This is a genomic window from Hufsiella ginkgonis (assembly GCF_009834915.1).
Taxonomy (GTDB): Bacteria; Bacteroidota; Bacteroidia; order Sphingobacteriales; family Sphingobacteriaceae; genus Hufsiella; species Hufsiella ginkgonis.
In genome coordinates this window covers 47757-70058 of record NZ_WVHS01000006.1, presented here as the reverse complement: position 1 = coordinate 70058, position 22302 = coordinate 47757, and the positions used below count along the sequence as shown (strand labels likewise).

19 protein-coding genes are annotated in these 22302 nt (G+C 49.6%); 6 read left to right on the top strand and 13 right to left on the bottom strand.

Going from position 1 to position 22302, the window contains the following annotated elements; translation table 11 throughout:
• The first annotated feature begins 156 nt into the window (after positions 1 to 156).
• The 4 genes from GS398_RS20875 to GS398_RS20860 are packed head-to-tail and all read left to right on the top strand — an operon-like array spanning position 157 to position 4793.
• Positions 157 to 1632 (top strand): MFS transporter, encoded by a 1476-nt coding sequence (locus GS398_RS20875; protein WP_160908781.1) that lies wholly within the window; start codon positions 157 to 159, stop codon positions 1630 to 1632.
• A complete protein-coding gene (locus GS398_RS20870) occupies positions 1632 to 2099 on the top strand; it encodes a deoxycytidylate deaminase (RefSeq protein WP_160908780.1) in 468 nt (155 codons plus the stop codon). The genes GS398_RS20875 and GS398_RS20870 overlap by 1 nt, the downstream gene beginning before the upstream one ends.
• Position 2100: 1 nt before the next feature.
• On the top strand, positions 2101 to 3480 hold the full coding sequence (locus tag GS398_RS20865) for a M16 family metallopeptidase (protein ID WP_237488272.1): 1380 nt from the start codon (positions 2101 to 2103) through the stop codon (positions 3478 to 3480).
• Positions 3481 to 3491: 11 nt separating this feature from the next.
• On the top strand, positions 3492 to 4793 hold the full coding sequence (locus GS398_RS20860; protein WP_160908779.1) for a M16 family metallopeptidase: 1302 nt from the start codon (positions 3492 to 3494) through the stop codon (positions 4791 to 4793).
• A 2-nt stretch (positions 4794 to 4795) separates the two neighbouring features.
• Here the strand turns inward: GS398_RS20860 and GS398_RS20855 are convergent, their stop codons facing one another.
• From GS398_RS20855 to GS398_RS20825, 7 genes are all read right to left on the bottom strand, one after another.
• Positions 4796 to 5707 carry an alpha/beta hydrolase gene (locus GS398_RS20855; RefSeq protein ID WP_160908778.1) on the bottom strand — a complete coding sequence of 304 codons (912 nt, stop codon included), beginning with the start codon at positions 5705 to 5707 and terminating at the stop codon, positions 4796 to 4798.
• Entirely contained in the window at positions 5704 to 6798 is a 1095-nt protein-coding gene (aroC, locus tag GS398_RS20850) for a chorismate synthase (protein WP_160908777.1), read from the bottom strand. Before aroC ends, GS398_RS20855 begins: the two co-directional genes overlap by 4 nt.
• A gap of 76 nt (positions 6799 to 6874) precedes the next feature.
• The gene (gene aroA, locus GS398_RS20845) at positions 6875 to 8128 is read right to left on the bottom strand and encodes a 3-phosphoshikimate 1-carboxyvinyltransferase (RefSeq protein ID WP_160908776.1); all 1254 of its coding nucleotides are present in this window, start codon (positions 8126 to 8128) and stop codon (positions 6875 to 6877) included.
• Complete coding sequence (locus tag GS398_RS20840) at positions 8129 to 9238, bottom strand: chorismate mutase (RefSeq protein WP_160908775.1); 1110 nt, start codon at positions 9236 to 9238, stop codon at positions 8129 to 8131.
• Between the two features lie 111 nt (positions 9239 to 9349).
• On the bottom strand, positions 9350 to 10183 hold the full coding sequence (locus GS398_RS20835; RefSeq protein WP_160908774.1) for a prephenate dehydratase: 834 nt from the start codon (positions 10181 to 10183) through the stop codon (positions 9350 to 9352).
• A 310-nt stretch (positions 10184 to 10493) separates the two neighbouring features.
• A complete protein-coding gene (aroB, locus tag GS398_RS20830) occupies positions 10494 to 11555 on the bottom strand; it encodes a 3-dehydroquinate synthase (protein WP_160908773.1) in 1062 nt (353 codons plus the stop codon).
• Entirely contained in the window at positions 11556 to 11762 is a 207-nt protein-coding gene (locus GS398_RS20825) for an RNA-binding S4 domain-containing protein (RefSeq protein WP_160908772.1), read from the bottom strand.
• A gap of 142 nt (positions 11763 to 11904) precedes the next feature.
• On the opposite strand from GS398_RS20825, the gene GS398_RS20820 reads away from it, so the two are divergent.
• The gene (locus tag GS398_RS20820) at positions 11905 to 13098 is read left to right on the top strand and encodes a proline dehydrogenase family protein (RefSeq protein ID WP_160908771.1); all 1194 of its coding nucleotides are present in this window, start codon (positions 11905 to 11907) and stop codon (positions 13096 to 13098) included.
• Between the two features lie 8 nt (positions 13099 to 13106).
• Here the strand turns inward: GS398_RS20820 and GS398_RS20815 are convergent, their stop codons facing one another.
• The 6 genes from GS398_RS20815 to GS398_RS20790 all read right to left on the bottom strand — a co-directional run bounded on the left by GS398_RS20815 (position 13107) and on the right by GS398_RS20790 (position 21234).
• Positions 13107 to 13445, bottom strand: coding sequence for a phosphoribosylpyrophosphate synthetase (locus GS398_RS20815; protein ID WP_160908770.1), 339 nt, complete (start codon positions 13443 to 13445; stop codon positions 13107 to 13109).
• A 107-nt stretch (positions 13446 to 13552) separates the two neighbouring features.
• Entirely contained in the window at positions 13553 to 14197 is a 645-nt protein-coding gene (locus GS398_RS20810) for an HAD family hydrolase (RefSeq protein WP_160908769.1), read from the bottom strand.
• 197 nt (positions 14198 to 14394) lie between these two features.
• Positions 14395 to 15120, bottom strand: coding sequence for a hypothetical protein (locus GS398_RS20805; RefSeq protein WP_160908768.1), 726 nt, complete (start codon positions 15118 to 15120; stop codon positions 14395 to 14397).
• Positions 15121 to 15323: 203 nt separating this feature from the next.
• Positions 15324 to 16331, bottom strand: coding sequence for a DUF1735 domain-containing protein (locus GS398_RS20800; protein WP_160908767.1), 1008 nt, complete (start codon positions 16329 to 16331; stop codon positions 15324 to 15326).
• 31 nt (positions 16332 to 16362) lie between these two features.
• Complete coding sequence (locus tag GS398_RS20795) at positions 16363 to 18087, bottom strand: SusD/RagB family nutrient-binding outer membrane lipoprotein (protein ID WP_160908766.1); 1725 nt, start codon at positions 18085 to 18087, stop codon at positions 16363 to 16365.
• 24 nt (positions 18088 to 18111) lie between these two features.
• Positions 18112 to 21234 carry a SusC/RagA family TonB-linked outer membrane protein gene (locus GS398_RS20790; protein ID WP_160908765.1) on the bottom strand — a complete coding sequence of 1041 codons (3123 nt, stop codon included), beginning with the start codon at positions 21232 to 21234 and terminating at the stop codon, positions 18112 to 18114.
• A gap of 505 nt (positions 21235 to 21739) precedes the next feature.
• Between GS398_RS20790 and GS398_RS20785 the strand changes: the two genes are divergently transcribed.
• Positions 21740 to 22291, top strand: a complete 552-nt coding sequence (locus GS398_RS20785) for an RNA polymerase sigma factor (protein WP_202406165.1) — start codon at positions 21740 to 21742, stop codon at positions 22289 to 22291.
• Positions 22292 to 22302 lie beyond the last annotated feature (11 nt).

The window sequence follows — 22302 nt, the reverse complement described above, 5'->3', positions numbered from 1 at the left end:
TTTCGAATGTTGCGAATATGCGAATAACAATAGAAAAAACAATGTATTGTTTACTTATACGCGTTGTAGCGTAATTGTAGTGTTGCGCCAGGCGTGCTAAAACGAAATTATTAATAAAAATCCTTATGTTAGTCGAACCGATTAACCAACATAAAAATGAGTCAACCATCCAAGTACAATCCTTCTGCACTTTACACTTTAATCAGTGTTTTCTTTTTCTGGGGCTTCGTTGCGGCGAGTAACGACATCCTGATCCCCGTTTTTAAAGAGAAACTTACGCTGTCGCAGGTGCAGTCGCAAATGATCTCCTTTGCCTTTTACGTGGCATATACCGTAGGTTCCCTGATCTACTATTTTGTGTCGAAAGCCAGCGGCGGCGACATCCTGAACCGCATCGGTTACAAAAATGGCATTGCACTTGGGTTGGTGATTTCCGCTTTGGGTACACTGTTATTTTACCCGGCCGCCGAAACCGCTTCATTTACCTTAATGATCTCCGGCCTGTTTATCGTAGGTCTCGGCTTTTCGCTGCAGCAAACGGCCGCCAACCCCCTGGCTATCGTGCTGGGCGATCCTAAAACCGGGGCACAACGGTTAAGCCTTGCGGGCGGCGTGAACAACTTCGGTACCACCATCGGGCCGATCCTGGTCACTATCGCTATTTTCGGTAGTGTTGCCGCGGGAGGCTCAGGTGTAGCCAGCATCTCGGCGGTAAAAACGCCCTACCTCATCTTAGGGGTGCTGTTTATCATCGTAGCTATTATTTTTAAGTTTTCCTCTTTACCGAATAAGATCGAATTAGAGCCGGAAGAAAACTCCATCAGCTCGCCAACAGACACCTCCACCGTTGCTTACCCGGCGGGAAGCAAGAAGTCGGCGTTAGGCTATAGCCAGCTGGTACTTGGCATGGTGGCTATTTTCGTGTATGTAGGTGTCGAGGTGTCGACCGCCAGCAACCTGCCTGAGTTTATGCTGCAGAAACTGCAGATGCCGACCTCAGGTATTGCTCCATACATTTCGTTATACTGGGCAAGTTTGATGATTGGCCGCTGGACCGCTTCGATCGGTGCGTTCAACCTGGCCGGCAGTACCAAAAAGATCCTGAATTTCCTGATGCCTTATATCGCTTTTGGCGTGTTCCTGCTGGTGAACAAGCTGGCGAGCCATGACCTTACACCTTTTTACGTATATGCGTTCGTGATCTTAGTGTTGATCGTAGGCGATATGCTGAGCAAGGGAAACCCGGCCCGCCAGCTGCTTATTTATTCTTCGTTTGGGATGGCCGCGTTAATTATCGGTATGTTATCGGGCGGCATGATCAGCGTATATGCATTCATTAGCGTGGGGCTGTTCTGCTCTACGTTGTGGCCATGTATTTATACGCTGGCTATCGCCGGACTGGGCAAACATACCAATGAAGGGTCGAGTTTTCTCATCATGATGATCATGGGCGGCGGCTTCATCAGCCTTTTGCAGGGGTATCTTTCCGCCGATGGCCTGCTGGGCATCCAGTGGAGCTACCTGGTAGGCGTGGCATGTTTTGCTTACCTGGCGTTTTATGCCCTGAAAGCTTCGGCGATCCTTAAAAAGCAAGGGATAGATTACGATACTGAAACCGTTGCGGGGCATTGATGACAGCAAACAGACCAAGTTTCGACCTGATATTTATGAACCTGGCGACGGATCTCGCCAAGCGCTCACATTGCGTAAAAGCACATGTGGGCGCTGTGCTTACCAAGGATACGCGCATTATCTCCATCGGTTATAACGGTCCGCCGGCCGGAACTCATAACTGCGACGAGGAGTGGCCGGAGACCGGGTGTCCGCGCGACGACCGTAATAGCTGTTCGCTGGCACTGCACGCGGAGGCAAACGCGATACTGTACGCAGTAAAAAACCTGACAGACCTGACCGGCGCCACGCTTTATCTTACCTTGTCGCCTTGTCTTGCATGTGCAAAGCTGATTTTTTCTTCCGGGATCTCCCGGGTTTTCTTTAAGAATTCCTATGCTGAGTTTAAGGGCTGGCCGGGCGATGAAGGCGTTGATTTCCTGAACAGGTTCGGTGTTCCTACGACAAAATTTTTAATTGAAGATTGATATGAAGAGTGTTTGGATGATGCTGGCGCTATGCGCCTGTTTATTTTCGGCAACGGCCCAGCTAGCTCCGGGCAGCCAGGGCGCCCTGCCCGCAAATATGTTTTTTAAGAAGCTGCCCAACGGGCTGGAAGTCATCGTGATCGAGGACAGCAGTGTGCCCCTGGCCACCATCGAGATTGCCGCTAAGAACGGATCATACACCGAATCGCCGCAATACAACGGCCTGAGCCATTTGTATGAGCACATGTTCTTTAAAGCCAATAAAGATTACCCGAGCCAGGAAGCTTTCCTGAACCGCGTCGGCGAGCTGGGAATCTCCTTTAACGGGCAAACTACCGAAGAACGTGTTAATTACTACTTTACGCTTCCTAAATTCAACCTGGCCGGCGGACTGGACTTTATGAACTCCGCCATCAGGTACCCGTTGTTCGATGCCGAAGAGATGAAACGTGAAAACATCGTGGTCGACGGGGAGTTCCAGCGAAACGAGTCGAACCCGTATTTCCCGCTCATCGATGAGATGAATCACCGCCTTTGGGGCGATTTATACAGCCGCAAGAACGTGATCGGCGACCATAACATTATCCGTACCGCCACGCCGGCGAAGATGGACACCATCAAAAACAAGTACTATTGGCCTAACAACTCGCTCCTCACCGTGGCTGGCGATGTAAAACACGACGATGTGTTTAAACAAGTAGAAGCTACCTTCGGCGATTGGAAGCCATCGGGCTTCGATCCGTTTGTGAAATGGCCGGTTCCCGAATTTAAGCCGCTGACCAAATCGGATTATTTTATCACCGAGTCGCCCAATGTGAACGTACCCATCGTAATGTACTACTGGCACGGGCCGGATACCCGGAAAGATATCCCTGCGACCTATGCGGCGGACGTGTTTTCGTTCATTCTTAACCAGAACTCCTCCAAGTTCAGCCGTGCGCTGGTGGATGCGGGACTGGCCCTGGAAGTGAACATCGGCTACTTCACGCAAAAGCATACCGGCCCCATCTCGTTAACGGTGGTGCCAGATCCTTCTAAAACCAAGGAATGCCTGGCAGAAGTAAAGCACCAATTGGCTTTATTCGATTCGCCGGATTATGTAACCGACGAGCAGATCGAAGCTGCAAAACGCACGCTCGATATCTACTCGGTGAGAGAACAGGAGGTAACCTCCGATTTTGTGCACACCGTATCATTCTGGTGGTGCTCGGCCACACCGGGGTACCTGAACACTTACCAGGATAACCTCCGGAAAGTTACCCGCACCGATCTGCAGCAATACGTGCGTAAGTACATTAAAGACAAACCATTTTGTGCGGGCATGCTGGTAAGCCCGCAACTGAAGAACACCATTAAACCCGAATTATTTTTTAAGCCCTAAACAGCAGCAACATGAGAAGGATTGTTTTTAGTATAGTATTAGCTGTTTTTGTAACGGCCGGTTATGCCCAGACCGCCGCCTCGTCATTCGATGTGGGCGGCATCAAGGTGATCTATAAGCCAACCGTAAAGCAAATTGTGAGTGTCGACTTATACTTTCGAGGCGGGCTAAATAATTACCCGGCCGCCCAGGCGGGAATCGAAAACCTCACCCTGGCGGCAACCGCCGAATGTGGTACCAAAAAGTACACGAAAAACGCATTTAAAGATAAAGAAGACGCTTATGGGATCTCCGTGAGCGGCTCTTCCGGTTATGACTTCGGGGTGATCTCGCTCAATTGTATTTCTAAATACTTTAACGAGGGATGGGACCTCTTCGCAGAAGCGGTGGTACACCCGACATTTGATGAGCGCGAGCTCGGTTTACTGAAAACGAAGCTGATCACCGGTCTTTCGCAAAGCGAATCGGATCCCGACACGCGCATCGAACAAATGGCGATGCAGAACACGTTTGCGGGTACCATCTACGGCCTGCAGCCTTCGGGAACGGAGGCCACCATTTCAAAGTTCCACCAGGCTGAGCTAGCAAAATATTATACTGCGTTGCTTAATAAGAACAGGATGTTCATCGTAGTGGCCGGTAAAATCTCTAAAGAGGAGATCACCGCAAAGATCAAAGCGGCTTTTTCGGCCATACCGGCAAAGCCGTACGTGGCGCCGGCATACAAAGTGCCGGTAATTGCCGGCAACAAAGTATTCCCGGAAGACCGCATCCTGGCCACCAATTACATCCAGGGCGTAATGAACGCACCATCGATGTCGTCGCCGGATTACGCAGGTTTCCGTCTCGCTTTCAGTGCATTCGATAATCACTTGTTCTCAGAAATCCGTACCAAAAGGAATTTATCTTACGCGCCGTCCGCCGGGGTAAAAGTACTTAAAATGCCTTTCTCCACGGTTTACGTGAGCACCACCGATCCTGCGGCAGCGGTAGAAGTAATGGTGAACGAGCTGAACGAATTGCGGGCTGAGGGATTTTCGGAAGAGGATTTCCTTGGCGCCAAAAGCGGTTTTATCACCACTAATTACATGAAGCAGGAGAGCACCGCGGCCATCGCAGCCAGCCTGGGCCTTGCCGAGATCATGGGTGGATGGAAACTCGCCGAAGAGCTGCCGGAAAAGCTGAACAATACCACGCTCGAGCAAATGAACGCGGCTTTCCGTAAGTACACGGCGGGGATTGTATGGAATTACCTGGGGCTTAAGAAGCAGGCCGACGCCGCGTCGGGCATGTTTGCGATGCCGATAAAGTGATCCTACTTAATCCAGCCGCCCGCTTTCATCCAGTTTTCTACCCTTTCGATCCAGAGATCACTGGTCGTTTTATTATACAAGCCGAATCCATGTCCGCCTTTGGGGTAGAGGTGCAGCTCGGCCGGTACGCCGTTCCTGAGCAGGCTTTCGTAAAAACGGATGCTGTTGGCTACCTTAACGGTTTTATCGTCGCCGGCGTGGAAGAGCAGGGTAGGAGGCGTTCTTTTCGTTACCTGCAGGTCATTTGAGTATAATGTCACCAGCTCCGCAGGTGGAGAGGTACCCAGTAAATTGGTCCTCGACCCCTGGTGCATGAGGCTGTCTGTAAGGTTGATCACGGGATAGCCCAAGATCATGAAATCAGGGCGCAGACTGATGCCTTCTTTGTTGTCGATCACTGCTTTGTTGAAATGCGTTCCTGCGGTAGAAGCCAGGTGGCCGCCGGCAGAAAAGCCGATGATACCCACCCGGGCCGTGTCTACACCCCATTCTTTCGCCCGCTGGCGGACAATTTTAATGGCAGTTTGTGCATCCTGCAGGGGACCGATCGTTTTATCTTTCATGGAGATATCGCTAGGCATCCGGTATTTAAGGATAAAAGCGGCTACCCCCATTTTATTGAATGCTTCGGCGATGCTGGTACCTTCGTTGGTGTACGAAACAATGCTGTAACCGCCGCCGGGACAGATCACTATGGCTGCGCCGGATGCCTTGCCGGCAGGCGGCAGCCAGATCTCGAGCGAGGGTTTGGAGATCTGTCCGTAGCGGATGGAGCCATTAGTAACGGTTTTGGTTTCCTCCCCGGCGTTTCCGGTGGAGTTCGGTACGCCGTTTGGATACAGCGGGATCACGTTTTGAGCGTTCACTTTAAGCATACCAAGCATGATGATACAAACAACCAAGGTCTTTTTCATAAAGAAAGTGTTTTATTCCTGAGAAAATGATCGGCAATTACCAGGGCGGCCATTGCCTCCACGATCGCCACTGCGCGCGGCACCACACAGGGATCATGCCTGCCTTTTCCTTTGATCTCCGTATCGTTGCCTGACTTATCAATGGTCGGCTGGCTTTGCATAATGGTAGCTACCGGTTTAAATGCCACTTTAAAGGTAATGTCCATACCGTTGGAGATCCCGCCCTGTATGCCGCCCGAGTAGTTCGTTTGTGTTTTTACGCCATTCTCTCCCGGGGAAGGTACGAATAAATCGTTATGATCTGAACCATTCATCTCGGATCCTTTGAAGCCAGATCCATACTCGAAGCCATGCACCGCGTTAATGCTTAGCATCGCTTTGCCCAGGTCGGCATGCAGCTTATCGAATACCGGGTCGCCAAGACCGGGCGGGCAGTTGCGCACCAGGCAGGAGATCCTTCCGCCGACAGTATCGCCCGCTTTGCGCACCTCGTCGATGTACGTGGTCATGGTGGCTGCCATTTCGGGATCGGCGCAGCGTACCAGGTTTTGCTCGCGGATTGCGGTGGCTGTGTCGATGTTGGTTACGTCGGTTTCCGGGGCTTCTAAGCTCCCTACTCCCGAAACATGTGCAAATACCTCGATCCCCTGCTGTTTCAGCAATAACTTAGCGACGGCTCCGGCAGCAACACGGGCTGCGGTTTCGCGTGCCGAAGAACGGCCTCCGCCCCGGTGATCGCGGATGCCGTATTTGGCCTGGTACGTATAATCTGCGTGTGAGGGCCTGAACGAGTCTTTGTTGTGATCGTAATCTTTAGACCGCTGGTCGGCATTTGGGATCAGCAGCATTATGGGTGTACCGGTAGATCGTCCTTCAAAAACACCTGAAAGGATCCGGAACTCATCGCTTTCCTGCCGCTGCGTGGTAATGCGCGACTGGCCCGGTTTCCGTTTGTCGAGCTCGCCCTGGATAAAAGCTTCGTCGACGGCTAACCGCGGCGGGCATCCATCAATGATCACCCCGATCGCTTCGCCATGCGATTCGCCAAAAGTTGTTATGCGGAACAGTTGTCCGAAGGAATTTCCTGCCATGTAACTTATTTATAGTAGTTAATATGATTAGCTGGATCAAAATGCAGGCGGCCGGAAATTCGCTTTTGATACAACTTCATGCCTGTTCAGTACTGATAATCCCGATCTGCGCCAGGTGTGTCCAAAAATCGGGGTACGACTTTTCAACAACAAGATAGTCTTCGATCTCTACCTCTTTAATCACCAGTGCCAGCGGCGCGAACGCCATCGCCATGCGGTGGTCTTCGTAGGTGCTGATGCGGATCTTTTCCGGGAAAAAGCGTTCCGAGCTGTCGAGGTGATAGGTGGTACCGTCTGCGGTAAACTTTACCCCGAACTTGGCAAGTTCGTTTTGCAGCGCCTGGATCCTGTCGGTTTCCTTTATTTTAAGGGTCTCGAGCCCGGTGAACGAGGCGTTGTGGCCGAGGGCCGCGCAGCACACGATCACGGTTTGTGCCAGGTCAGGGCAATCTTTCAGGTCGAACAGTTTAGGAACAAATGTTTTGGGCTCTTTTTTAATCTCGAGGCCATTTCCCACGAAAGTGGAGGTGACGCCGAAGTTGGCCATGATCTCCGCAATGCGGCTGTCGCCCTGCAGGCTATATTTCCTGAGGTTGGGCAGGCTGATAGCAGAAGTTTCCGCCAATGCGGCCATGGCGTACCAGTAAGAAGCTGCGCTCCAGTCGGGCTCTACGGTTAATGTAGTAATGATAAACGGCTGCCGGGGGATGACGATCCGGTCGCCGTTCCATTCATGACTGATCCCTACCTGTGAAAGCATCGAAAGCGTCATCTCTACGTAGGGGCGCGAGGTAAGCTCTCCTTCGATCTCGAGCTCAAGCCCCTGCGGAAGCACCGGCGCCACCAGCAGCAGCGCCGTGATGTATTGCGAGCTGATATCGCCCTTAATACTTACCACGCGGGTTTGCTGCCGGAACCCGGGATGCGTATTTACCGGTGGGAAGCCATCTGCTTCGGCATAGGTGATACTGGCGCCCAGGGTGCGTAACGCATCTACGAGGAGACCGATCGGGCGTTGTTTCATGCGGGCGGTGCCTGTAATGATGGCCTCGATGCCTTTTACCGCGGCAAATGCGGTGAGGAAACGCATGGCGGTTCCCGCCGGGCCGACATCTACGATCGTGATCGGCGTTTCGGCCACCAGCGAGCGGAGTATCTTGTTCAGCGTAACGGTATCTGCGGCTTCTGAAAGGTTTTCCACCTTCACGCCGCCGTCGCTCAGCGCCTCGAGGACCAGGGCGCGGTTGCTTTCGCTTTTTGAACCGGTAAGCCGGATCTCCGCATGGATATCCCGCTTACCGGCAGAGAGCACCAGGTTACCGCCGCTCATTTATTCTACTACCGATTTAGCGTTCATGATCTCGGTTTGCTTACGGATCGATTCGCTGTGCATCAGCTCCAGGAGCTTGGCGGCAAAGTTCACATCCAGTTTCAGGGCGCGTGCAAAAGCGCTGCGTTTGTGCATGATCTCGTCCCAGCGGTTCACCTGGAGAATGGTGATGTCATTATCGCGTTTGTATTCACCGATCTTTTCTACTACCGACATCCTTTCGGCAATTTTCTGGATGATCTGGTCGTCGAGCTTGTCGATCTGCTTTCTCAGTTCATCGAGCTTGTCTGACAATGCGCGGGTAGCAGGCTCGGTATGACGAAGCGTAAGATTATCGATAATGTCTGAAAGGGCGGAAGGGGTTACCTGCTGCTTGGCGTCGGTCCAGGCGATGGTTGGATCGAGGTGCGACTCGATCATCAGGCCCTGCATGTCGAGGTCGAGCGCTTTCTGTGATACGTATGGAATGATTTCCCGGTTACCGCAGATGTGGCTCGGATCGTTAATAATGGGCAGTTCGGGGCAGAGCGTTTTTAGCTGGATGGCAAGCTCCCACATCGGTTCGTTGCGGAAAGCGGTCTTTTCAAACGAGCTGAACCCGCGGTGAATAGCCGCCAGCCGCGTAATGCCTGCCTGGTTGATACGTTCCAATGCACCGATCCATAAAGAAAGGTCGGGATTTACCGGGTTTTTTACCATTACCGGGATGTCTACGCCACGCAGCGCATCGGCAATCTCCTGCACGGTGAACGGGTTTACCGTAGAGCGGGCGCCTACCCATAAAATGTCGACGCCTGCCGCCAGCGCTTCCTCTACGTGCCTGGCATTGGCCACTTCCACAGCGGTGGGCAGACCTGTTTCCTGCTTCGCACGGTTAAGCCATTGCAGGCCCACGCTGCCGATGCCTTCAAATTCTCCCGGACGCGTACGCGGTTTCCAGATGCCTGCACGCAGGGCGGAGATTTTGCCGGTTTTTGCCAATAAATGAGCAGTGGTTACTAACTGGTCTTCAGTTTCGGCACTGCAGGGTCCCGCAATGATCAGCGGTTTGTTCTCTTCTGCCGGCTTCAGCCAGGTAGAGAGGGGTTGGATATTGAGATTGAGTTTCATATCGGGGGGGCTTGGGTGTGAGTTGTCAGTTATCAGTTGTCAGTTGTCAGTTTTCAGTTTTGTTGGGGGGAGGAAGCTATCAGCCGTCAGCTATCAGCCGTCAGCTTCTTTCTAGGCCTCTTCATTTTTCCTGTATTCGCCCATGTTTGTAAAATTAACGGCGTAACGGAGTACTTTATGCAGGGCCGTTTCATACTGACGGCGTTCCTGCCATTCTACGTCCACGTAAAAGTTGTATTCGTTGCGTTTACCTAAAACGGGCATGGATTGGATCTTACTCAGGTTAATGTTCTCTTCCGAAAAAATGTTCAGGATCCTTGCGAGGGAACCGATCTCGTTACCTACCTGGAAGCTCAGGGAGGCTTTATCCGGGTTTTCCACGATCGCCTCGGCATTCCCGGGATCGGAAAGTACCAGGAAGCGGGTGAAGTTCTTCTTATTGGATTCGATCCGGCGTTCGAGGATCTCCAGGTCGTAGAGTTTGGCGGCAAGGATATTTGCGATGGCCACGGTATCTGTCAGCTGTTCCTCCCTGATGCGTTTGGCGCAGGCGGCGGTATCGTTCCGTTCTCTTACCTGCAGTTGCGGGTAGGCGTCGAAGAAATCGTCGCACTGACGGATCGCGATCGGGTGTGATTCTACGTATTTAACATCTTCGAATTTCACGCCCGGTAGCGCCAGCAGGTGCAGCTGGATAGGGAGGTAAACTTCGCCGATAATGGTGAAGTGAAAGTCGCGCAGCAACGCATAATTGGGGAGGATACTGCCGGCAATGGAATTTTCGATCGCCATCACGGTGTAGTCACACTGCTTGTTCTTCAGCGCTTCGCAGGTTTCGCGGAACGAGTTGCATTCAACAGTCTGGATGTCTTCTCCAAAAAAGCTGAAAGCCGCCTGCTCGTGAAACGATGCCCTGATCCCCTGTATTGCTACCTTTTTCTTCATCCCTTAGTGGTAAAAAAAAAGTCCCGGCTTTAAACCGGGACCTCTTTTTGTAAGCTTATTATGTTACATATTAGTCCCGGCCCTTACTGTTGTAGTAAAAGTAACCAAAGAAATATGCGTAGTTGAATTTCATTTTTATCGAGGCCAAATATACGGATGGAAATGGAAGATGCAAGAAAAAATAGAGTTTTTTTAGCTATCAACCGGCGGCTGTCAGCTTTCAGCTTTTTATCACCGCTTAGCTTCGCTAAAATTTAGCTTAGTTAGCAGGTAAAGCACCAAACAGGAGCTGATGGCTTACGGCTGACCGCTATCTCAACTCCCTGTAAAACTCCAGCGCATCTACGATCTCCCGTTCCGAAACATACAGGTTGTAGGCACAATTCCCGATAGCGGAAAGGAGGGCGAAGCCGATCTTGCCATTGGTGTTCTTTTTATCGTTGAGCATGATGGCGATGAGTTCCGGGTAAGCGGTGGCTTCGATGGGATAGTAGGGATAAATGCGAAGCAGGCCGGCGATAATGGTATTGAGCTCTTCGCCGGTTAATTGGTGGTGTATGTGCGACAGGTAGCTTTCGCAGATCATGCCAAAACCAATGGCCTCGCCATGCAGTAAGGGTGAGTTACCGGGCAGCATAGAGTAGCTTTCGATGGCATGGCCGATGGTATGCCCGAAGTTGAGGATCTTGCGGAGCCCCTTCTCAAACGGATCGGTGGTTACCACCTCGTTCTTGATCTCCACGGAACGGTAAATAAGCGCGGTATCAACAGGCCGATAAGCGGCTTCGATGGCTTTTTCAAAATACGCTTTATCGCGGATAAGGCCGTGTTTGATCACTTCGGCAAAGCCGGAAATTACCTGCCTGCGGTCCAGCGTGCCCAGCAGCGCGGTAGAAATAAACACCGCTTTGGGTTGGGTAAACGTGCCGATGATGTTCTTTACCCCGCCAAAATCAACGCCTGTTTTACCGCCAACAGACGCATCTACCTGCGATAGCAAGGTGGTAGGAACCTGTACGAAATCGATGCCGCGTTTAAACGTCGAAGCTGCAAAGCCGCCCATGTCAGTAACCACGCCGCCGCCCACGTTGATAACGAGGCTGTTACGGTCGGCGCCGAAATCCAGGAGCATCTGCCAGATACCGATACAAAAGTCGATGTTTTTGTTTTCTTCGCCGGGGTCTACCTCTATCACGTCGTATTGCTGCAGGTCGGGGAGTTCGGCCAGCACTGCCGGGAGGCATTTCTCGTACGTGTTACGGTCGGCAATAAAAAAAACCCTGGAATAGCTACCTTCCGCCAGGAACGTCTTTAATTCCCCAAAATGGTCGTCGAAATAAACGGAGTACCCGTTACTTTTGATTGGCTGCATTTAAATAACAATGATCTGCTTTTTGTGAAATGTGATCACATCGCCGCGCCTCACTTTTAAGCGTTTGCGATAATCGATGGTGCCGTTGTACAGCACGTGCCCGTCGTTTACTACGGCCTGCGCCTCACCGCCGGTAAGTACCAGGTTGGTTGCTTTTAACAACTGGATCAGCGGGATGAACTCGCCTTCGAGTTTAAATTCGATCATGGGCGCAAATATAGTTATCAGTTGCCAGTTATCAGCAGCCGGTTCCCGCACGGCCTCATAACGGAGCTGGCTCCCTGGTAACCGCCGCTGACAGCTCACAACTGATCACTCACAACTCACAACTGATTACTATCTTTGCCCGATGCCGAGTAATTCACCTACCGACCCTCAACCGCTCTCGTTCGACAACACCGAAATCGCCTTTCGCGGCAAGAATAACAAGGACCTGAGCCGCGCTTATTGGCTTTTTAAAGTGATCAGCAGCAATTTCCTGACACGGATCGGGCCGCCGGTCACCAACTTCGCCATGAAAACCGGGCTGCCTATCAAGGGACTGATAAAGGCTACTATTTTTCGCCAGTTCTGCGGAGGTGAAACCATCGGCGAATGCGAACAGACTATCCGGCAGCTTGCCTCGGGGAAGGTAGGCACCATCCTGGATTATTCGGTTGAAGGCGAGGAAAAAGAGAGCGTGTTTACGCTTACCGCGGAGGAGATCATTAAAACCATCCGCCGTGCCACCGGCGATCCGAGTGTGCCCATTACCGTGTTTAAGATCACTGGTGTGGGCAGGTTTGGCCTGCTTGCGAAGCTCGACGCCGGGAACGAGCTTACCAATGCCGAGCATGTGGAATATGTGAAGCTAAAGGGACGTGTAGACATGATCTGCCGGGCGGCCGCTGATGCGGAAGTGCCGGTGATGATCGACGCCGAGGAGTCGTGGATACAGGATACCATTGATAAGCTGGCGCTCGACATGATGCAGCGCTACAACCGCGATGCCGTGATCGTGTACAATACTTACCAGTTGTATCGTCACGATAAGCTGGTGTCGTTGCAAAAGGATGCGGCGCGGGCAAAATCTTCCGGGTTTATCCTTGGCGCGAAGCTGGTTCGCGGCGCTTACATGGAGAAGGAACGGAAACGCGCCGAAGAACGGGGTTATCCTTCGCCGATCCAGCCGGATAAAGCCTCCACCGATCGGGATTACGACCTTGCACTGCAGTTCTGCCTCGATCATACCGCACAGGTGGCCATTGTGGCCGGTACTCATAACGAAGAAAGCTGCCGTTTACTGTGCCAGTTGATGGCTGAGCGCGGTATTTCGCCGGGAAACAGGCATGTTTTCTTTTCGCAATTGCTCGGCATGAGCGATAACCTGAGCTTTAACCTCGCCGATGCCGGGTACCATGTGGCTAAATATGTTCCATACGGTCCCGTAGAGGCGGTGCTGCCTTACCTGTTCAGGCGTGCGCAGGAAAATACTTCCATTGCCGGTCAAACCGGCAGAGAGCTAGGGCTGATCGTAAAAGAAAAGAAACGCAGGAAGATCTGAGCAGGTAGTTAAACGATCTTATCGGCACTGTCTAACCCGCCTTCGCCGGGAGTATTAAGCTTCTTTAAGAGGTCTTCAGAAATTTCGTCGGCATACACCCCGTAAGCACTCACCAGCACGCCTTTTACGCCATATTTATGTGAAGTGAGGGCGTATACGATCGCGCTGTCGGCAGGGTCGGTCATGCCCTCGAAGCGGTACAGCTCGGTGATCTCGAAGTCGTCGGGATGCAGGGTGATATCTTGCGTGCTGTTGTGCAGCGAATCTTTTGCCAGGTTAAAATCTAACGTATATCCTCTTGATTTAAGATCATTGAGGGCTTCGACCATAGTTTGGTAATTTTTCATAACAACAAGTAATAAGGAATGATGAATAGTTAAGTAATAAGGTTCCGGTGTTTTAGAAGGTGTAACAACGGAGGTAGGTGTTTGTTTATTAAATACCTATCAATTGCTTATGGTTCCTGCTCCAGCAGGCCGCTGCGGTAGAGGAATTTTTCCAGTGAGTCTTCGGCCGTAACCAGGTGCGTATGCAAGCCGAGGCCAACCGCAGCTTTAAGGTGCTGCGGACTATCGTCTATAAACAATGTTTCCGCGGGATCTAGACCGTTTTCCTGTATTACGAGGTTGAAAATGGCCGGATCGGGTTTGCGGAGACGTACCAGGTGAGAGTAATATACCTTTTCGAACAGGACATCATTTGACGTAATATGGTATTCCTGCTGCAGGTAACCGGTAATGTAGTTGAGGTGGATCTCGTTGATGTTGCTGAGCAGGAACGTGCGGTACCGGTGTTTGCATTTCAATACCAGTTCGTGGTTTACGCGGGGCACGCCGATCAGCAGACTGGTCCATGCGTTATCGATGCGTTCGTCTGTTAATTCCGGCTTTCCCGTGATGCGGCGTATGCCGTCACGAAATTCCGCGGAAGAGATGTTGCCTTTTTCGAATTCATCGAACAACGGATCGTGCCCGGCATGTGCAAAGAAGCGGTCTACGTTCTCGATACCAAGCCCGGTGAAAGAATGTTGTGTGCGTTTAAAATCGATCAGGAAAATAACGTTGCCGTAATCGAAAATGATGTTTTTGATAGAGGTCATTGGAGGGGCTAATTTATGAAGTTTTTTGAGGTTTGATGTTGCCCGGTCCGTTGTTAAATGCCTGCTGTCATTGATTTTCCAATCAATGGAACCTTGTTTAGATGAAGTAATCCATAGCCAGTTATTGTACCAAAAAAAAGCTCCGGGTGCCTGTAAACGCACCCGGAGCTTTTTTTAGCTCACTTTGCAAGCTGGGCTCAGATAGTGGTTTCCTTGTTCAATACCCTGACCAGGTTCCTGGCGAGCACCTCGTTCATGGTTTTGGACTCGGCAAGAAATGCTTCGGCAAGTTTCAGATCTTCGCCGGAGAGCGATGATAACAATGCCTTTTTGTTGAGTTTCACTTTATCTGCCTTGCCCTTCTTCACTAAAAAATATTCGGTCTTTTCCGTAAACTTCTGGCTATGGTCGCCGGATGAATTTGCCGCATAATTGTTACTGATCTGCTTATCAGCTTCTGCGGTAACCAACTTGAGCAGGCTGTACTTTTCGGCAGGGTCGGTAGCAGCGCTGCTTAACACTTCAAAGAAATGTATTTCATCTACTGCCGGTTGCCGCGCGAATACATGTGAATCACCTGTTTTCGGATCGATGAGCGTAAATGTTTTAAGCGAAGCGCTATTGATAACGATCGCCTGGTCTTTCCATTTCATGCATAGCTCATGCGACAGTTTGTCGAAGTTGAATTTATACCCGGATGATACCTGCTTACCGTCCATACCGGTAGCAGAGCCGCTCAGCCAGGCATCTGAGTAAAAACGTCCCGTTGCGATCGTGCTGAAGTCGGTCAACTTCGTATTGATCATCTCATTTTGACGGGCCTGCAGTATGGTATTGGTAAAATTACCGGCTATCGTCCCTTGTTGTGAAAATGCGGCCTGGGTGGCGAATAACCCTAAAGCTAATAGATACGTTCTTTTCATGGCTCTAAAATCAAATTATATTGACAATTACTGATTAAAATAAAAGAGAGGTGAATCCTGTTTGTGGTTCACGGTGTATTATTTACATAGCTAACGATCAGATCACTAAGTAAATATAAGCATATGGTAACGATAAAGAAAGCTTCCTGCCTGGAAGCCTTCTTTATCGTACCAATTATCGCGTGAGTATCACTTTTTGGCGCTTAATAAACCCTCGCAGCAGAAAACTGGTATATTTCACTGAAAGTCACTTTGTCAGCTCCATTTACAGTCATCGCATATTTGACGTAGATACGCCTGATCGCCGTGCTTCCGGAACCGGTTACAACGTACTTATTGTCGTTAGTTCCGGACGAAGCGATCAGCCTGGCCCCGACACCGCCGCTTGTTGGTTGCCCGTAATAATTAGTTACCGCGATCACTTTGTCGGTGGCAAGATCAAACTGGAAAACAGGGGCGAAATTAGCATAAGACCCGCCTGTGCTTCCTATGGTGTAATAGTGCAGGTAATCGTTCAGTGTCGGATCGAACAGAACCACTTTATCTGGCGCCAGGGTATTGATATGATACAGTCTTGGATATTCACCGGTTGCTGTTGGATTAGCAGGGTCGGTAAGCTTTGACTGAAGTGTGACGTCGGTGGTTGAGTTTAATGCCAGGTAGTTACCATCATACTTGTTTTTCACCGTGAACGGCATGATGAAAGTAGCAAGGTTAGTTGCGATCGGTTCGCCGCTTGCATCAGTGATAGTCATTGCAAACATGTGCCGTTTCGTCAGATCCAATGTAGACGGCAGGATAGTTACCGGGATGTTAACATTGGTGGTTGTTTTCTGACCGGCAGGAATGGTCACCTTAAGTGAGGGCATAGTATATGAAGCAACGGGCATCAACGTAAACTTCGTTTTAAACAGTGCATTATAATCGTCTACGGCTTTCTGGCTTGGCGCAAAAGTGACTACAACATCCTTATCAAGCGGTTTGTCCCAGGATACGCGAACCGGGAGATCAAACTTATACCCGCCGGTATACTCCGCCGACGTGGAAAGCACAGACGTGGTAGATAAAGTGGCAACCCTTGGCCAGTTAGCATTCGGGATAAGAATAATCTCCTTGATCTGGCTGTAATCCGTATATGCGTCATCTTTGACACATCCCGTCATTATTGTCGAGAAGCATCCGAGTAAAAATATATATCTAAATAATTTCATATCTTTTTGTTTAAATTATTAATAATCAGGATCACGGCATCCACCAGATCTTATCGGTGAACTGATCCCCGCTTGAACGGCCTTTCAATGGTACGTTAGCAGTGTTATAGTTAATCTCTGCCTGCGTAAAGAGCAACCGGTTTGGAATTCCGCCTGAACGGCTGGTGTTCTGCGACAACGGGATGTTCGGGTAACCGTTTCTGCGGTATTCGGTCCACATCTCCATAAAGTCCAGTGCCGATAAACCCAGGTATTTCTGGAAAGCGATGAGCTTCAATTTATCCGATGCGCTGACCCAGCTTACGTTGGTATTTCCGGCAGTAGATTGCTGCGCATAAAAATAATCGAATGCGGTAGCGGTTAAGTTCGCACCGCCGGCCGGGTTCACGTAGTTAACGTTAGGAACCGCTAAAAAGTTAAATGACTCTTTCACGGCATCTTTATACGCCTGCTCAATGGTAGTACCTGCAGGAGGCGCAAGATAGCCACGCTGCATAGCTTCTACCTGTAAGAACTTGCTTTCTACAGAAGTCAGGATCCAGAGATCCATTGCATATCCTTTAACAAATCCCGGCGCACCGCTTGCCGTACTCGCTGAGGTAGCTCCGGCAAGACCTGAGAGGAAACCGTTAGTTTGCGAAGGGTACAATGCATTTACGATAGCCAGGCCATACGTACCACCACGGTAGAGGTTATAATCGGTAGCAACGGTGGTGGCGGTAGCAACCGGTACGGTACCTGTAGTGGGAACGTATATAAAACCGGTGGGGGAATTTGTCAGCGTCGGCTCCGGTTCAGAAACCACGGCGGTGGTAGTTAAACGGGATCTATATAAATAGGGAAGCCGGAGATCCTGGTTTGATTTGAAGTAATTTAAAACGATCGCGTTGGCCCGTGTCTGAGAGGCGGCTGCCGCGCCGGCCAGTGTAAAAGCAAACGTAGTAAAAAACGGGTTGGGTTGCGCCTGGTTGTAACCCGGGTTAACAAACCCGCTTTCGCCGGCACCCAGGAATCCGGATCCCTCAGCTACGATCTTCGCCATCTCGGTGGTAATATAGCTTTGGCGGTCGGACCGGTTAGCCTGGTGCATAAGCAGACGCAGCTTAAGCGTGTTTCCAAACCTGGCCCATTTGGCTTTATCGCCTTTAAACATGATGTCAGCGGTAGTGATACGAATGTTCACACCCACATCAGCCCCTTTGATTTCTGCCATGCCCGCATCAATTTGTTTGATCAGGTCTTCGTAAATGGCTTTGCCGTCATCATATTTTGGTGTAAGGAAAGTAACGCCTTTTAAGGCTTCGGTATAGGGTACGCTTCCGTAGCAATCCACCATGCGCGCATAGTTGAGCGACATCATGATCTTGGCAATACCAGAATAAAAAGTCATGCCAGATGCGGCAGCTTTATCACCCATTACCTTATAGTCATAATTATTGTCCATTATCCCGCTGAAGGCACCGTTACCGAATCCGGTAGTGATGCCATATGACTCTTCTTCTACAGATGGAGCCACGCCGGAGGAGGTAACGAAGAAACCCATCCATCTCCCCAGGTAATCATAGCCCCTGGTCACATCGGTTGATGTGGTGGTCAAAGCAGCCGGCAGGAGCAGGTTAGGTGTGATATTTGCGTCGATAGCGCTATTCGGGTTCGTATTAATGTCGAGGAACGTCTTCTTACAGCCCGTGCCTGAAATGACCAGGACCGCCGCGAAAGATGCCGTTGTTAATAATTTATATAACCTATTTTTCATGTTTCTTTTAAATTAGTGGTGTTACTAGAAGGTAACATTAAGGTTCGCTCCGAATATCCTTGTCGGCGGAGTTTGGGAGATACTGGTCGTACCAGTTGGGTTACCAGTAGTAGTTGAGAATTCCGGATCAGTCCACCAGTTAGCTTTCGACTTGATGATCAAAAGGTTACGGCCGATAAGCGCGAACGTTGCTCTCTTCACATATTTAGTTTTCGCCAATAATTTAGCGGGTACCGAGTAGGCGAGAGTCACTTCTCTCAGCTTCCAGAAGTCTGCAGGAACATAGTAGTTTGTTCCCAGCGTGCGGAAGGTTGAACCCTGCAGGAAAGCGTAATTTGCGTTATTTACAGCGATGTCGGTGTTTGCTACGTAGGTCTTCCCCCCGTCAAGCGTATACGATGAATTGGGGAAAACGAACTTCTGACGGTTGTTGATGGCCGATAAACGGTCGATACCGGTAAAGGTTAATGATGAACCTACGTCATTGTAGATATAATTTCCACCGCGGTATTCGGCGACGGCGCTAAAGCTGAAAGCTTTGTAGTTTACTTCGGTATTCACACCGATAATGTGTTTAGGGTTCACACGGTCGCCGATAATAGTGGTAGCCGCCTTTGATGGAAGTCCTGTTGTCGAATTCACTACCACACGTCCTTCAGGATCGCGTACCCAATCGCTGATACGGTGGGTATAGGCCGGCAAACCGGTGATTACGTACGCGGTATTCCCGATACCCAACTGATCAACACCCTGGTAAAGTGATAATACTTTACTGTCATTGTAAGAGTAAGTGGCGTTCAGGTTCCAGGTAATGCTGTTTGTTCTTACGGGGATGAGCTTTAAGTCAAGGTCAAATCCTTTATTCCAGAATTTCGCGGCGTTTACCTTAGTTGAACCGAAGCCTGTTGCGGTCGAAACCGAGATATCGATTACCTGCTCGTCATTATTGTAGATATAGTAAGACCCTTCGAACCCTGCGCGTCCGTCAAAGAATGAGAGTTCCGTACCGACCTCCATCGATTCAACAATTTCTGGCTTAATATTCGGGTTCAGTAATGAACCGCTCGCGGTATAGCCGGCAAGTGACCCGTATGGGAACGAGCCGGATTGTCCGAACGTATTGTCGAGTGAATAAGCATTGATGTTCACGTTACCTGCTTTGCTCCAGCCTCCGCTGATCTTGGCATAGTTTAAGATCTTGTTGTCTACGATCGAAGGAAGCATTTCAGAAAGGATCAGCGCGCCGTTCACGCCCGGGTAAAAGAACGAGCGGTTTTCCTTTGCCAATCTTGAATCCCAGTCATTTCTGCCTGTAAACTGAATATTGGCAAAGCCTTTATAATTGAGATCGAACTGCCCGTACACCGCATAATTACGGGTTTGGCTGAACGAACTATTCGCACCGGGGATACCTGTTGCGGAGTTGATATTATACAAAGTAGGAATGGCAAGGTTGGAACCAGACACGTCTACCGACTTGTTGTAAGTGTCACGGATCAGGTTACCCACTAATAAGGTGGTTCTGAATTTTCCGAATTTCTTATCCATGTTAGCGATAAGCTCATTCTGAATTTTATTACCATAAGCTGAACCGTCAGCAACGCTTCCGGTTTTATCAGAACTGGCGAAATATGCGTTAGCTTTAGTAATCGCCGAATAGTAGATTGATCCAACCGTGCTGTGATCTGTCGAGTTGTTCAGGGTAAGGCCCGGGCGCTCGGTTAAAGTTAGCCATGAAGCTGGCTTAAACGTCATGGTAATGCCACCTACAAACTTGTCGTTTTTAAAATGAGTGCGCGACCTGTCGAGTGCTTCATAAGGGTTTTCATAGTAATCGTTAAAATAGCGGTCGTGATGTGCCCATGAGGTTGGGTCCTGGTAGTTTTTATAATTACTAAGCGGGATAGATCCGGGGCTATTGATGACCAGGTTATAAACACCAATGCTGGTTGTTTCATCTTTCCTGTTTGTGTATTGAATGTTGCCCGCTATTTTAAATTTACCGATCGTTTTATCCGCATTCAGCCGCAATGAGCGTCTGTAAGTGGCGTCTTTTGGTACGGTACCGGTGGTTTTGATATTTTGGAAGGAGAAAAAGTAGGAGCTGTTGTTATCCCCGGCGGTAAGGGAAAAATCTGTTTGAAGCGTCCTTCCCGTTTCAAAGAAATCCTTTTTTGCCTGTGAGTTATCTGAATAGATGATTTTTTGATAATCGGCACCCGCAACACCGGTTCCTGCCGGCTTTCCGTTTACGTCACGTCCGATACCCACTTCCAGGCCGGTATAGATCGGCCCCCAGCTTTGGTTCTCAATAGGATCATAAGCACCATCACCGAAAACGTCTTCCCCGGAACCGCTGCCGAATTTGGTTTGTAACTCAGGAAAATAAGCTACCGGTTCAAAGTATGCAGTTTGCCCGAACTGGATCTGGGGAGCTTTATTAGGCTTCCCTTTCTTGGTGGTGACCACAAAAACGCCGTTCACACCTTCAGGTCCGTAAAGCGCCGTCGCACTGGCACTCTTGAGAATGGTGACGTCGGCAATGTCATTAGGGTTAATGGAGTTGATATAAGACAGGTCCGTTTGTAAACCATCGATTACGAGTAAGGGCTGATTATTACCTGTAAGAGAACGAATGCCACGGATGTCGATACGCGTACTTGCGTTAACACCGTTATTAACGGTACTTACATTAAGCCCGGAAACCTTACCCACTAAACCATTCTGAAGGTTATTCGGGTGTGCGGCATTGACGTCCTCACCGGAAACTTTTGCTACCGAATAAGCCAGGGCACCCGCTTTACGCTCGATACCCAAAGCGCCAACCACTACTACCTCAGAAAGATTTTTTGCATCAGGTTCCAACGCGATAACGATTGGACCGTCCGTGATATCAACGTCTACCGACTTGTAGCCAAGGGATGTAATTGTTAACACTTTACTGCCTGCAGGAGCTGTGATGATAAATTTCCCTGCGGCATTTGTTTGTGAGCCCTGGCGGGTACCCTTAACTACGACGCTTACGCCAGGCAAACCGATACCATCGGCCTTGTCTGTCACCGTTCCGGTGACTACCCGGTCCTGTGCATACGCGTTAATTCCAATCATGCATAGGAATAGCATGACCATTCGTAAATTTTTTTTCATACGCTAATTTTTAAATTTTGTTTCGGTAGTAAAACTAAATGAAAAATTCGTGAATTTGAAGGCTGTTTTTTAATAGTTTTTAATTTTTCCTCTTTTATTTATTAAAAAGTATAAAATCACTGCCGTTAATGGTAAAAATCACCAGAAAAAATTGGTATACTCCGGTAAAAGAAACATTATATGGTGTTAATGGGCGACTTTGATATTTAATAATCGATTTTGATTTAAAATTTGGCTAATTACCGGTAAATTCAACGATTTGGTGTATATTATACATCCGTATAATGAATTTTCTTATGGGTTAGCGTATTCACCTGAACTTACTAAGGAACGGAGGCGCCGGCCCTCCACCGGCAGCCCAAGACGAAAACCGGCCGCTTCCCCCTTCTTGCTTTAACCTGATTTTGGCGTATCTCTCTTTTATTTTAAAAAAAATCTCATATTCCCTGTAACGAAATTCTGCAACCGCAGTTTCCAGTCATATAAACACATAAGCGACCACTGATTGAATACGCTGACCGACAACTCGATCATGCTTAAAGTAAAAGCCGGCGACCTGGATAAGATCGGGTTGCTTTTCGAGCGGTATAACCGTCCGCTCTACGGCTTCCTGTTCCACATGACCTACCAGCGGGAAACCAGTGAGGACATGGTGCAGCAGGTTTTTTACAAGATGCTGAAGTACCGCCATACCTTTACCGGAAGCGGTGAGGTGAAGCACTGGATGTATTCGATCGCGCGTAATGTGCTGAAAGACCAGGTTAGAAGAAAGAAATTAGCGATGTCTGGCGAAAGTGTGGAAGTTGTGGCAAGTCACGTCGCCGCAGGCTTAACGCCAGAAGAACACCTGGAAAAAAAACAGGCTAAACTCGCTTTACAGAAGGCGATGGCCCGGCTGAGCGAGGATTATCGCGAGGTACTTACGTTAAACAAGTTCCAGGAGCTTAAGTACCACGAGATAGCCGATATCCTGGGCGCCTCGGAAACCGCCATCAGAACGCGTGTACACCGGGCGATGCAGGAACTGAAAAGTATTTATGTACGGATGGAACAATAAACAGGAAAAAG